The sequence below is a fragment of the Ramlibacter alkalitolerans genome (assembly GCF_016722765.1).
In the GTDB taxonomy this organism is placed as follows: domain Bacteria; phylum Pseudomonadota; class Gammaproteobacteria; order Burkholderiales; family Burkholderiaceae_C; genus Ramlibacter; species Ramlibacter alkalitolerans.
In genome coordinates this window covers 422,878-436,479 of record NZ_JAEQND010000002.1, presented here as the reverse complement: position 1 = coordinate 436,479, position 13,602 = coordinate 422,878, and the positions used below count along the sequence as shown (strand labels likewise).

Here is a 13,602-nt window from a genome sequence, read left to right as displayed (position 1 = left end):
CTCATCTGGCCGACTTCCATCGGTAGCGGTGGAATGTCACAGAAGCCCGGCGCCGCGCCCAGCGCCTTCCGCCGACCGGGCACTGCAGACGACGTGCGGCCGCATGGAAACCTCGCGGGCCCGGCTGTTGCTACGATGCAGCGCCATGTCCATCCACGCCGCGCTGAACCACGTCACCCACTACAGGTACGACCGACCGGTGATGCTGGGCCCGCAGGTGGTGCGCCTGCGGCCCGCGCCCCACAGCCGCAGCAAGGTGATCTCCTATTCCCTGCGCATAGCGCCGGCGAAGCACTTCACCAACTGGCAGCAGGACCCGTTCTCCAATTTCCAGGCCCGCCTGGTCTTCCCCGAGCCGACGACCGAGTTCAAGGTCACCGTGGACCTCGTGGTGGAGATGGCGGTCTACAACCCGTTCGACTTCTTCCTGGAGCCGAGCGCCGAGAAATTCCCTTTCAGCTACGAGCCGGGGCTGGCCGAGGAACTGGTGCCCTACCTCGCCTGCGAGCCCCTGACGCCGCGGGTGCAGGCCTACCTGGAAAAGATCGATCGCACGCCCCGCGTCACCATCGACTTTCTGGTGGCGCTGAACCAGCAGCTGCAGCGCGACGTCAAGTACCTGATCCGCATGGAGCCGGGCGTGCAGACGCCGGAGGAAACGCTGGAACGCGCCAGCGGCTCCTGCCGCGATTCGGGCTGGCTGCTGGTGCAGCTGCTGCGCCGGCTGGGCCTCGCCGCCCGCTTCGTCTCCGGTTACCTGATCCAGCTCGCCCCCGACGTGAAGGCGCTCGACGGCCCCAGTGGCACCGAAGTGGACTTCACCGACCTCCATGCCTGGTGCGAGGTGTACCTTCCCGGTGCAGGCTGGGTGGGCCTCGACCCCACCTCCGGCCTGCTGGCCGGCGAAGGCCACATCCCCCTCGCCTGCACGCCGCAGCCTTCAGGCGCCGCCCCGATCGAGGGCCTGGTCGAGGAATGCAAGGTGGATTTCAGCCACCACATGCAGGTCACGCGCATCCACGAATCGCCGCGCGTCACCCTGCCCTACACCGAGGACCAGTGGCGAGCGGTGCTGGCCCTGGGCGAGCAGGTCGATCGCGAACTGGAATCCGGCGACGTGCGCCTGACCATGGGCGGCGAGCCGACCTTCGTCGCGGTGGGCGACCGCGACGCCGCCGAATGGAACACCGACGCGCTCGGCCCGACCAAGCGCGGCTACGCCACCGCGCTGGTGCACAAGCTGCGCGCGGAGTACGGGCAAGGCGGCTTCCTGCACTTCGGCCAGGGCAAGTGGTACCCCGGCGAGCAGTTGCCCCGCTGGGCGCTGTCCATCTGCTGGCGCGCCGACGGCCAGCCGTGCTGGAACGACCCGGAACTGTTCGCCGATGAACGCCAGCCGGCGCGCTACACCGGCGAGGATGCGCGCCGCTTCACGCAGCGCCTCGCCACCCGCCTGGGGATCACGGACCAGCACGTGCAGGCCGGCTACGAGGACGTCTTCTATTACCTGTGGCGCGAGCGCAAGCTGCCGGTGAACGTGGACCCCTTCGACGCGCGGCTGGACGACGAGCTGGAACGCACGCGCCTGCGCCGCGTGTTCGAACAGAAGCTCGATGCCGTGGTCGGCTACGTGCTGCCGCTCGCGCCCACCGATCCCGAAGCCCCGGCCGCGGACGGCGCACGCTGGAAGACCAGCCCCTGGTTCCTGCGCGACGACCGGCTGTACCTCATCCCCGGCGACTCGCCCATGGGCTATCGCCTGCCGCTCGAAAGCCTGCCCTGGGTGAGCCAGGGCGACTACCCCTATCTGGTGGAAGCGGACCCGATGGCGCCGGCGCCGCCGCTGCCGGCCTACGACCCTGTGCGCGGGCAATGGGTGCAGGGTCCCGCCAGCGCGCATGGCGAAGCGCCCCGCCTGTTCCAGGAAGGCCTGGGGCGCGCGGACGCCGACGCCGGCACGCGCCCCGGCCCGCCCGGCGCGCATCGCATGCAGGCCGGACACCCCGCAGACCTCGCGCGCGAGCCGGCCCGCTTCGAATCCGCGCACTGGCTCTCCCGCACGGCCCTGTGCGTGGAGGTGCGCGACCCGCAGCGCGCCAACGGCCCGAAGGCGGAACGCGAGCACGGCGGCAAGAGCGGCCTGCTGTACGTGTTCATGCCGCCGCTGGCCCGGCTGGAGGACTACCTGGAGCTGCTCACGGCCGTCGAGGCGACGGCGGCGGAACTCCAGGTGAAGATCGTGCTGGAAGGCTACCCGCCGCCGCGCGATGCGCGCCTGAAGGTGCTGCAGGTCACGCCCGACCCCGGCGTGATCGAGGTCAACATCCACCCGGCGCACGACTGGGGCGAGCTGGTGCAGCACACCGAGTTCCTGTACCAGGCCGCCTTCGAGTGCCGGCTCTCGGCCGAGAAGTTCATGACCGACGGCCGCCACACCGGCACCGGCGGCGGCAACCACTTCGTGCTGGGCGGCGCCACGCCGGCCGACTCGCCCTTCCTGCGCAAGCCGGAGCTGCTCGCTTCGCTGCTGCTGTACTGGCACAACCACCCCAGCCTCAGCTACCTGTTCAGCGGCCTGTTCATCGGCCCGACCAGCCAGGCGCCGCGCGTCGACGAAGCGCGCAACGACCAGCTGTACGAACTGGAGATCGCGCTCAAGGAAATCGAGCGCAGCCGCCAGGTGCATGGCGACGCGATGCCGCCGTGGCTGGTGGACCGGACGCTGCGCAACATCCTGATCGACGTCACCGGCAACACGCACCGCAGCGAGTTCTGCATCGACAAGATGTACTCGCCGGACACCGCCACCGGCCGCCTGGGGCTGCTGGAACTGCGCGCCTTCGAGATGCCGCCGCACGCGCGCATGAGCGTGGTGCAGCAACTGCTGCTGCGGGCGCTGGTGGCGCGTTTCTGGAAGGCGCCGTACCGCGCACCGGTCACCCGCTGGGGCACCGAGCTGCACGACCGCTGGCTGCTGCCGACGTTCATCTGGATGGACCTGCAGGACGTGCTCACCGAGATGCGGCAGGCCGGCTTCCCCTTCGACGCGCACTGGTTCGCACCGCATTTCGAGTTCCGCTTCCCGGTCGCCGGCGACCTGCAGGTGCTGGGCATGGAACTCACGCTGCGCAACGCCCTGGAGCCCTGGCACGTGATGGGCGAGGAAGGCGCGGCCGGCGGCACCGTGCGCTACGTCGATTCGTCGCTGGAGCGCATCGAGGTCAAGGTGAACGGCCTCAACCCGAGCCGCTACGTCGTCACGGTGAACGGCCGCCCGCTGCCGCTGCAGCCGACCGGCACGGTCGGCGAATTCGTCGCCGGCGTGCGCTATCGCGCCTGGCAGGCGCCTTCGGCCCTGCACCCCACCATCGCCGTGCATGCGCCGCTCACCTTCGACCTGGTCGACAGCTGGATGCAGCGCTCCGTCGCCGGCTGCCAGTACCACGTGTCGCACCCGGGCGGCCGCAACTACGTGACCTTCCCGGTCAATGCCTACGAGGCGGAAAGCCGGCGCCTGGCGCGCTTCTTCCGCATGGGACATTCCCCCGCCGGCCTGCAGGTCGCCCCGGCCACGGTGGACGTCGCCGGCAGCCGCGAATTCCCCTTCACGCTGGACCTGCGCCGCACGCCGGCCTGAATCACCATGGCGCTGAAACTGCAAATCGTCTCCGACCTGCACCTGAGCCGGGCCGGCCTGGCGCTGCCGGCGACGGACGCCGACCTCATCGTGCTGGCCGGCGACCTCGCGCGCCCGCGCGAGGCGCTGGCCTGGGCCACGGGCCTGGGCAAGCCGGCGCTGTACGTGCCCGGCAACCACGAGTTCTACGGCGGCAGCCTGGAAGGCACCATCGCCGAACTGCGCGCCCTGTGCCAGGGCACGCCGGTGCGGCTGCTGCACGACGAGGAAGTGGTGATCGACGGCGTGCGCATCCTGGGCACGACCTTGTGGACCGCGTTCCGCCTGCCCACCCTGCCCGATCGCGAAGCCTCGGTGCAGGCCGCCACCAGCTTCATGCGCGACTTCGCCCGCATCCGCCTGCGCGAAGGCGACGACGCGCTGCTGCAGGCCGACGACTGCGCCGCGCTGTTCGCCCGCCATTCGCAGTGGCTGCGCGAGCGGCTCGCGCAGCCCCATGCCGGTCCCACGGTGGTGATCAGCCACCACGCGCCCTCGATGCGCAGCATCCATCCGCGCTTTGCGGGCTCGCCGGTCAACCTCTGCTTCGTCTCCGACGCCGAGGACCTGCTGCCCGGCGTGGACCTCTGGATCCACGGCCACACGCACGACAGCTTCGACTACCGCGTCGGTGCGACGCGCGTGGTGTGCAACCCGCGCGGCTACGTGCGCGACGGCGTGCCGGAGAACGCCCGCTTCGATCCCGCCCTGGTGCTCGAAGTCGGTTAGCTGGCCGCCGCGCCGGAGCAGTCACCCCGCTCCTGGTGGAGAATGGACCGTGGACTCCACCGAGGATTCGCTGTTCGGCATGCAGGCCGAGGAAACGCCCGCCGCGCTCGCCGCGGCGCTGGCGCCGCCTGCCGCCCCCGGCCACTACGACGAACTGCGCGGCGGCATCTCCGCGCCGCTGGCGGAGGGCACCGCCGCGGCGGGTGCGGTGGTCGGCGCGCACGCCCTGCCGACGCGGCCCTGGGCCCGCTTCTTCGAGAACCTGGGCCGCGAAGGCTTCGGCGAGCTGAACCAGCGCACCGTCGAACTGCAGCGGCAGGTGCGCGACAACGGCATCACCTACAACGTCTACGCCGATGCCGGCGGGCCCCAGCGGCCCTGGTCACTGGACCTGTTCCCGCTGATCCTGCCGGCCGCGCAATGGCAGCAGGTCGAGGCCGGCGTGCTGCAGCGCATGCGCCTGCTGGAAGCCGTGCTCGATGACGTCTACGGCGCACAGGAACTGCTGAAATCCAACCTGCTGCCGCCGGCCCTGGTGCACGGCCATCCAGGCTACCTGCGCCCGATGCACGGCGTGCGGCCCCCCGGCGGCCGGCGCCTGCACATCGCCGCCTTCGACCTGGCCCGCGATCCGGCCGGTGCCTGGTGGGTGCTGACGCAGCGCACGCAGGCGCCCTCCGGCCTGGGCTACCTGCTGGAAAACCGGCTGATCATCTCGCGCCTGTTCCCGGAGGCCTTCCGCGACCTGCGGGTGCAGCGCCTGGCCGCCACCTACCGCGCCCTGCTGGAAAGCCTCATCACGATGAGCCCGGCCGGGGACGCGGGCGAGCCGCGCATCGTGCTGCTCACGCCCGGACCGTACAACGAGACCTACTTCGAGCACGCCTACCTGGCGCGCTACCTGGGCCTGACGCTGGTCGAAGGCAGCGACCTCACCGTGCGCGACGAGCGCCTGTACCTCAAGACGCTCAAGGGCCTGGAGCCGGTGCACGGGCTGCTCAAGCGCCTCGACGACGAATTCCTCGACCCGCTGGAGCTGCGCTCCGACTCGCACCTGGGCGTGCCGGGGCTGCTGCAGGCGATCCGCGCCGGCCACGTGCTGGTGGCCAACTTCCCCGGCTCGGGCCTGCTGGAGTCGCCGGCCCTGCTCGGATTCCTGCCGGCCCTGAGCCGGCGCCTGCTCGGGCAGGAGCTGCAGTTGCCCTCGCTTCCGAGCTGGTGGTGCGGCGAGCGCGCCGCGATGCTCGAGGCCCTGCCGCAGCTTGCCCAGTGCGTGATCAAGGAGACGTATGGCGGCGCGGCGGCGGGCTCCGTGCTCGGGAAGAACCTGTCCCGGCGCGAACTCGACGCGTGCGCCGGCCGCATCCTGCGCGAGCCGGACCGGCACACGGTGCAGACGCACATCCGCCTGTCGCAGATGCCCACCTGGAAGAGCGAGCGCTCGGGCGACCACATGGTGCCCGGCTCGCTGCTGCTGCGCGTGTTCGCCCTGTCCGACGGCGCGCAGGGCTGGCGCGTGCTGCCCGGCGGCCTCACGCGGCTGGCCGGCGCCGGGGCCGAAGTCGCCTCCATGCAGCGCGGCGGCAGCAGCGCCGACACCTGGGTGCTCACCGAAGGCGAGGTCGATGCCACCACGCTGCTGCACCACGAGCATCCGGCCATCGACACGCCGCACCGCAGCCGCAGCGTGACCAGCCGCGCGGCGGAGAACCTGTTCTGGCTCGGGCGCTACACCGAGCGCACCGAGAACACGGCGCGGCTCGCGCGGCTGGCGATCGAAAGCCTCAACGGCGAGGACCAGAACTCGCAGCCGCTGCTGGCCTGGCTGAGCGACCTCGCCGCCGCCAACGGCCTCGTGCTCAACGCCGTGCCGCCGGCCACGCAGGCGCGGCGGGTGTTCGAGCGCTCCCTGATCGCGGCGCTCGCCGAAGGCCGCAAGGCCACCAGCGTCGGCTTCAACCTGTGCGCAGTGCGCTCGGCGGCCTCGGCGGTGCGCGAGCGCCTGTCCAAGGAGCAGTGGAACCTGATCGTGCGGGCCGAGCAGGAATTCCGCCTGGCCTGCGAGGCGCTGGCCAGTGAAGGCGAATATTCCTCGGTCGAGGCGCTGCGGGTGCTGGAGGTGCTCTCCGGCCATACCGCGGCGATGACGGGCGCGCAGACCGACCGCATGACGCGCGACGACGGCTGGCGCCTGCTCTCCTCCGGCCGCCACCTCGAGCGCCTCGGCTTCCTGGCGCAGGCGCTCGCCACCGCCTTCGACACCGGCGCCCTGTTCGACGAAGGCGGCTTCGAGGCCGTGGTGGCGCTGTTCGACAGCACCATCACCTTCCATGCGCAATACCAGCAGCGGCACGACGTCCCAGCCCTGCTGGACCTGCTGGTGCTGGATCGCGACAACCCGCGTTCGCTGGGCTGGGTGGCGCAGACGCTGCGCGGGCGCCTGGCCAGGCTGGCCGGCTCCGCCCCCGGCGCGATCCCCGCCATCGCGATGTGCGTGCCCGACCCCCAGGGCTGGACGCTCGAGGCCCTGTGCCAGCGCGACGCGGAGGGCCGCTACGCGGCGCTGCTCGAGGTGCTGCAGCTGTGCGTCGACGCCTCCTATCGCCTGTCGGACGACCTCACCGCCCGCTACTTCGCGCACTCGGGCGATGCCCGCTTCTCGGTGGGGGCCTGAAGTGCTGTTGCACGTGCTGCACGAGACGGCCTACGACTACGTGCCCCCGGTGCGCACCGCGCAGCACATGGCGCACCTGAAACCGGCCACCACCGCGACGCAGCGCGTCCTCGACCACCGCCTGGCCATCGCTCCGGCGCCCGCGCGCTGCAGCGAGTGGACCGACGTCTACGGCAACACCTGCACCTTCTTCAGCCTGCAGTCCTCGCACGAGGCCCTGCGCGTGCGGGCGGAAAGCCTGGTGCGCACCTCGCCCCCCGCGGAACCGTGTTCGAAGCAGCCGTGGGAGGAGGTGGCGGGGCGCATCCGCTACCACCGCGCAAGCCGCTACGACCCGGCCGCGGAGTTCGCACTGGCCTCGCCCTACGTGCCGCACGACGCTGCCTTCGCCGCCTACGCGCAGGCCAGTTTTCCGCCGGGCCGGCCCCTGCTGGCGGCCGCGCGCGACCTGATGCAGCGCATCCACGCGGACTTCGAATACGCCACCAGCGCCACCGACGTCAACACGCCGGCGCTGCAGGCGCTCGCCCTGCGAAAGGGGGTGTGCCAGGACCTGGCGCACGTCATGCTCGGCTGCCTGCGCAGCCTCGGGCTGCCGGCGCGCTACGTCAGCGGCTACCTGCTCACCGAGCCGCCACCCGGGCAGCCGCGGCTGGTGGGCAGCGATGCCTCGCACGCCTGGGCCTCGGTGTACCTGCCGGCCGAAGAAGGCGCCGGCGAGTGGCTCGACCTGGACCCCACCAACGATCGCACGGCGGGCGAGGACTACGTGACGCTCGCCATCGGCCGCGACTACTCGGACGTCTCGCCGATGCGCGGCGTGATCCACGGCGGCGCCCACCACACGCTGCGGGTGGCGGTCACCGTTTCGCCGGCTTCCCATGACGGAACGACCTCGGCTGCGCCTTCGATGACAGAATGACCGGTCATGCGCGAAGCGCGTCATCGAGGCGCGGTGCGCGAGGTCATTTCGTCACAGGAGCACGCATGAGCGTCTACGACAAGCTGAAGGAAATGAACATCACGCTGCCGGCGGTGGCCACGCCCGCGGCGGCCTACGTGCCCTTCGTGCGCAGCGGCAACCTGGTCTTCCTCTCCGGCCACATCGCCAAGAAGGACGGCAAGGCCTGGGTCGGGCAACTGGGCAGGACGATGCAGACGGAGGAAGGCAAGCAGGCCGCGCGCGCGATCGCGATCGACCTGCTCGGCACGCTCCATGCGGCGGTGGGCGACCTGAACGAGATCAAGCGCATCGTGAAGGTCATGAGCCTGGTGAACTCCTCGCCCGACTTCACCGAGCAGCACCTGGTGACCAACGGCGCCAGCGAGCTGTTCGGGCAGGTGTTCGGCGAACGCGGCGCCCATGCGCGCAGTGCCTTCGGCGTCGCCCAGATCCCCATGGGCGCCTGCGTGGAGATCGAACTGATCGCGGAGCTCTGAGCCTCAGTTGGCCCGGTTCGCGTAGGCTGGGGTGAGCGCGCAGGCGAACCCCAGCGCCTCGCCCGCTCCCTCCGGCGGCACCAGCAGCACGTCGACCTGCGCCGCGGCCAGCACGCGCTGCGTGACGCCGCCAAGGAAGAAGTCCGCCAGCCGCGCGCGCCGCCGCTTGCCCAGCACCAGCAGGTCCGCCCGCATCGCGCGCGAGCGCGCCAGCACCTGCGCCGCCGGGTCGCCGAAGCCCACGGCCGGCAGCGCGGCGTCCGGCTGCGGGACGCTCTGCGCGATCAGCTCCTCCAGCGCCCGCTCGGTGCGGTCGGCCGCGCGCCGCCGCAGTCGCCGCACGGCCTGCTCGGGCAGGTCGAACACCCGCATGCCGAACTCGTCGCCCGGACGCAGCGCATGCAGGACCTCCATGCGGGGACCGCGCGACAGGCGCGCCGCCGCGGCGATCACCGGCGCGGCCGCCGGCGCGAGTTCCACCGGCACCAGCACGCGCCGATAGGCACCGGCAGGCGGCTTCTTCACCACCAGCACCGGAACGCGGCACAGGCGCAGCAGCCGCTCGGCCGGCGTGCCGAGCACCCATTCGCGCAGCGGATTGCCGCGCCGCCCACCGACCACGACCAGCGCGGCGTCGCGCGCGGCCCGCGCCGTCGCCTGCAGCGGCTCGTCCGGGTCCTCCACCAGTTCCACCCGCACGCCCGTGTGTCCGCGGATCTGGCTGGCGAGCTGGCGCAGCGAACGCTCCGTGGCCCCGCGCTCGTCGCGGCCCGCCTCCGCATGCAGCAGCCGCAGCGCGCAACCGAGGTCGCGCGCCACCAGCGCGGCGCGCCACGCCGCGTGGACTCCCAGCCGCGAGAGGTCCACGGGGACGAGGACCGCGGCGGACCGGGGCTGCAGGCAGGGGCGAGCGGACGGGGTGGGCGTGCGCTCCACCGGGACGAGCTTGGACATGGAACTCTCCTGACCAGTGGACGACACGCGGGCGGCCTGGCGCCGCACGCGGGGAAGTTCTGGGTGCAGGCCCGGCGATGCGCGGACGTCGCTGTGGACGCCCGGCCCCGCCGGGCTCAGGAAAGTGCTTGCGATTGCGCACGCAGCGATGCGCGTGCCGCACTCCTGCCGGGGGCGCGCCCACCTCGCCGCCGCAGCAAGGCGGGAGCGAGGGCGACGCGCGCAAGGTTCATGCGGACCAGTCTAGGCCAGGATCGCGCCGCGCGGTGCAATGCCCGCGCTGGCCTTGCCGGATTGGCTTGCGCAGCCGGCGCTGCCGCTATTCGTCCAGCAGGCCGCCGCGGTAGAAGCTGTAGGCCGTGCCGTCATGCAGGTAGAAGAAGCCGTCGGCGCAGCCGTCCTTGCCGGGGAAATACTCACGGTATTTCTTCGGCACCAGCCGTTCCAGCTCCTCGTCGGAGAGCTCGTCGAATTCCTGCGGCGTGATCGCCTGCCCCGCGCGCAGCCTTCTTCGTTCCATGGCGGCTCCTAGCGCGGTCGCGCGCAGTCGGCGTGGAAGGGGACCATGGTCAACTCGCAGTCGCGGACCAGCAGCCCCGCCCTGCGGTGCGCACCCATCCTCATCTCATTCGACCCGCGTGACCGACAGCGGCTTGAAGCCCAGGTCGGCCTGCTTGCCCTTGCGCCCGCGCGTGCCTCTGGCGTTGTTCAGCGAACGGATCTCCAGCACCTCCTCGCGCTCCTTGTCGCCGCGGCCTAGGCCCGTGATGCGCACCGAGCGGGTGTAGGCCGCCGCGCCCGCGAGTTCCTCCTTCGGCTCCAGGTCGATCAGCATCAGGCCACGGCCGCCGTTGGCCATCGGCTTCAATTCGGAGATCTCGAAGCTCAGGATGCGCCGGCCCGTGGAGGCGCAGCACACGTGCGTGGCGAACCCCGGCGTGGAGGGCACCCCGATCAACGAAGGCCGGCACACCGTTTCCCCGGCGCCCAGCGAGACGAAGGACTTGCCGCCCTTCTGGCGCGACACCATGTTCTCCACCGCCGCCACGAAGCCGTAGCCGCCGGAATTCGACAGCAGCAGCCAGACGTTGCCGGCCCCCGCGAAGTAGTGGACGAGTTGCGTGCCGGCATCCAGTTCGATGAGGGTCGTGAGCGGCTGGCCGTCGCCGCGCGCGCCGGGCAGCGTCGCCACCGCGACCGAATACACCCGCCCGTTGCTGCCGAAGGCCAGCAGCGTGTCCACCGTGCGGCATTCGAAGGTGCCGTACAGGCCGTCGCCGGCCTTGAAGGCGAAGCTGGCGGCATCGTGGCCATGGCCCTGGCGTGCGCGCACCCAGCCCTTCTGCGAGACGACCACCGTCACCGGCTCGTCGATCACCTTCACTTCCGCCACGGCCTTCTTCTCGGCCTGGATCAGGGTCCGGCGCGCATCGCCGAACTGCTTCGCGTCGCCCTCGATCTCCTTGATCATCAGCCGGCGCAGCGCCGCGGGCGAGCCGAGGATCTCCTCCAGCTTGGCCTGCTCGCCGCGCAGTTCCTTCAGCTCCTGCTCGATCTTGATGGCCTCGAGCCGCGCCAACTGGCGCAAGCGGATCTCGAGGATGTCCTCGGCCTGCCGGTCGGAGAGCCGGAAGCGCGCGATCAGCGCCGGCTTCGGCTCGTCCGCGGTGCGGATGATGCGGATCACTTCGTCGATGTTCAGCAGCACCAGCTGCCGGCCCTCGAGGATGTGGATGCGGTCCAGCACCTTGTCCAGGCGATGGCGCGAACGCCGCTCGATCGTGCGCTGGCGGAAGTCGATCCACTCCACCAGCATCTGCCGCAGCGACTTCTGCACCGGCCGGCCGTCCAGGCCCACCATGGTGAGGTTCACCGGCGCCGACGTTTCGAGCGAGGTGTGCGCCAGCAGCGTGTTGGTCAGTTCTTCCTGCGCGATCCGGCTGGTCTTGGGCTCGAACACGAGGCGCACCGCCGCGTCCTTGCTCGATTCGTCGCGCACCGCGTCCAGCACCGACAGCAGCGTCTGCTTGAGCTGCGTCTGGTCCTGCGTGAGCGCCTTCTTGCCGGCCTTGACCTTCGGGTTGGTGAGTTCCTCGATCTCCTCCAGCACCTTCTGCGAGCTCACACCGGGGGGCAGTTCCGTCACCACCAGCTGCCATTGCCCGCGCGCGAGTTCCTCGATCTTCCAGCGCGCCCGCACCTTGAGCGAGCCGCGCCCGCTGCCGTAGGCCTCCGCAATGTCGGCGGCACTGGAAATCACCTGCCCGCCACCGGGATAGTCGGGCCCCGGGACCAGCGCGAACAGGTCCTCGTCGGACAGCTTGGGGTTCTTCACCAGCGCCACGCAGGCCTCGGCCACTTCGCGCAGGTTGTGGGAAGGGATCTCGGTCGCGAGGCCGACCGCGATGCCGCTGGCGCCATTGAGCAGCGCGAAGGGCAGGCGCGCGGGCAGCACCACCGGCTCCTGCGTGCTGCCGTCGTAGTTGAGGACGAATTCGACCGTGCCCTCGTCGATCTCGTCGAGCAGCAGGTTGGCGATCTTCGCCAGCCGCGCTTCGGTGTAGCGCATCGCCGCGGCGCCGTCGCCGTCGCGGCTGCCGAAGTTGCCCTGGCCGTCGATCAGCGGATAGCGTTGCGCGAAGTCCTGCGCCATGCGCACCAGCGCGTCGTAGGCCGCCTGGTCGCCGTGCGGGTGGAAGCGGCCCAGCACGTCGCCGACCACGCGTGCGCTCTTCACGGGCTTGGCGCCGCCGGCGCCGCCGCCGAAGCCCAGTCCCATGCGCCACATCGAGTAGAGGATGCGGCGCTGCACCGGCTTCTGGCCGTCGGCGACGTCGGGCAGCGCGCGGCCCTTGACCACGCTGAGCGCGTATTCCAGGTAGGCCCGCTGCGCGTAGCTGGCGAGATCCAGGTTGCCGTCGTCGCCGCCGTCGGCGAGGGGAATGAGTTCCTGCTCCATGGCTTCTTATCGGGTGGTCGTCTGGGGATCGAGGGCGATGAGTTCTTCCGGGCTCAGGGTCACGATGCGGCGCTCGGAGGCGGCGCGCAGTTCCTGGTCGAGGCGGTGATTGAGCTTCTGCATCAGCAGCTTGGGGGGCATTTCCTCCGGCGGCACGGCCGCCAGCACGATGCGGAACCGCAGGTATTCTGCGCGCGCCGCCGCCAACGGCTCCTTCAGCCCGGCCACGAGGATGCGCGTGGCCACGGTGGAGGAGGCTTCGCCCGGCGCGCAGCCCTCGGCCAGCACGCCCATGCGCGAATGCGTCAGGCGCGCGGCCACGTCGCCATCGCGCAGCAGGCACTCGCGGATGCGGCTGGCGGCGGCCAGCACCGCGGACTCCGCCGCCTCGGGGCCGAATTCGGCCGTGAGGGCGGCGAGGTTCTCGATGTGCACGATCATCAGCACGCTGGGGTGGCCGTAGCGGCGCGTGAAGTGCCGCGCCGCATGCACGCGTTCGGCCAGCACCAGCGGCGTGACCAGGCCGGTGAGCGGATCGACCGTCTTGCGCGCGTGCATGCGCGCCTGCGTCTCGCCGACGATCCGCCCGCGCCAGAGGGTGGCCAGGTAGGTGCAGGCGGACCAGACGGTGAGCAGGCCGGCCTGCCAGATCGCGTCGTCCATCTCGTAGGGCGGGGCGTCGGCGGCCAGCCGGAAACTCGCCAGCACCAAAGCCAGCAGGGCCGGCAGCAGCCACCAGACCCAGGGCCGGCTCTGGCGCACGGTCCGGACGATCAGCAGCACGACGATCGACGTCCACAGCACGATGCCGGCGACGAGCGCCCAGGCGCTGTAGGCCGCGCCCACGGCCACCAGCGGCAGCACGATCGCGCTGGCGGCGAACAGCCAGCGCCGCCCCTGCCGCAGGCCGCCCGCATGGCTCATGAGATCCAGCAGTTGCAGCCCCGCCAGCGCCGGCACCAGCAGCAGCACCGCCGTCGGCGCCAGCGGCTGCCGCCCGATCAGGGCCAGCGTCGACAGCACCCCCATCAGCGTGCCGGCCGAGTGCAGCAGCAGCGAACGGTCGTGGTAGGCATTGGCCTGGATGGCGCAGAAGAACACCAGCAGCACCTGGGCGCCCACGAATGCGCCCAGCCAGAGCTGGGCCGGTTCGATCATCTCGGTCACGTA

At 71.3% G+C, this 13,602-nt stretch carries 9 protein-coding genes; 5 read left to right on the top strand and 4 right to left on the bottom strand.

The window, feature by feature from the left end; genetic code table 11:
* The first annotated feature begins 145 nt into the window (after window positions 1-145).
* The 5 genes from JI746_RS05170 to JI746_RS05150 all read left to right on the top strand — a co-directional run bounded on the left by JI746_RS05170 (window position 146) and on the right by JI746_RS05150 (window position 8,519).
* A complete protein-coding gene (locus JI746_RS05170; protein WP_201687718.1) occupies window positions 146-3,637 on the top strand; it encodes a transglutaminase family protein in 3,492 nt (1,163 codons plus the stop codon).
* Window positions 3,638-3,643: 6 nt separating this feature from the next.
* Window positions 3,644-4,405 carry a metallophosphoesterase gene (locus JI746_RS05165; protein ID WP_330892945.1) on the top strand — a complete coding sequence of 254 codons (762 nt, stop codon included), beginning with the start codon at window positions 3,644-3,646 and terminating at the stop codon, window positions 4,403-4,405.
* Between the two features lie 49 nt (window positions 4,406-4,454).
* The gene (locus JI746_RS05160; RefSeq protein WP_330892944.1) at window positions 4,455-7,079 is read left to right on the top strand and encodes a circularly permuted type 2 ATP-grasp protein; all 2,625 of its coding nucleotides are present in this window, start codon (window positions 4,455-4,457) and stop codon (window positions 7,077-7,079) included.
* Entirely contained in the window at window positions 7,054-8,001 is a 948-nt protein-coding gene (locus tag JI746_RS05155; protein WP_201687717.1) for a transglutaminase family protein, read from the top strand. The genes JI746_RS05160 and JI746_RS05155 overlap by 26 nt, the downstream gene beginning before the upstream one ends.
* Before the next feature lie 65 nt (window positions 8,002-8,066).
* Window positions 8,067-8,519: a RidA family protein gene (locus tag JI746_RS05150; protein WP_201687716.1), complete on the top strand. Its 453-nt coding sequence runs from the start codon at window positions 8,067-8,069 to the stop codon at window positions 8,517-8,519.
* Window positions 8,520-8,522: 3 nt separating this feature from the next.
* Here the strand turns inward: JI746_RS05150 and JI746_RS05145 are convergent, their stop codons facing one another.
* The 4 genes from JI746_RS05145 to JI746_RS05130 all read right to left on the bottom strand — a co-directional run bounded on the left by JI746_RS05145 (window position 8,523) and on the right by JI746_RS05130 (window position 13,590).
* The gene (locus tag JI746_RS05145) at window positions 8,523-9,473 is read right to left on the bottom strand and encodes a universal stress protein (protein ID WP_201687715.1); all 951 of its coding nucleotides are present in this window, start codon (window positions 9,471-9,473) and stop codon (window positions 8,523-8,525) included.
* Window positions 9,474-9,792: 319 nt separating this feature from the next.
* Complete coding sequence (locus tag JI746_RS05140) at window positions 9,793-9,993, bottom strand: hypothetical protein (protein WP_201687714.1); 201 nt, start codon at window positions 9,991-9,993, stop codon at window positions 9,793-9,795.
* Window positions 9,994-10,098: 105 nt separating this feature from the next.
* Window positions 10,099-12,432: a DNA topoisomerase IV subunit A gene (gene parC / locus JI746_RS05135; RefSeq protein WP_201687713.1), complete on the bottom strand. Its 2,334-nt coding sequence runs from the start codon at window positions 12,430-12,432 to the stop codon at window positions 10,099-10,101.
* A 6-nt stretch (window positions 12,433-12,438) separates the two neighbouring features.
* A complete protein-coding gene (locus JI746_RS05130; protein ID WP_236599596.1) occupies window positions 12,439-13,590 on the bottom strand; it encodes a diguanylate cyclase domain-containing protein in 1,152 nt (383 codons plus the stop codon).
* Between the last annotated feature and the right edge of the window lie 12 nt (window positions 13,591-13,602).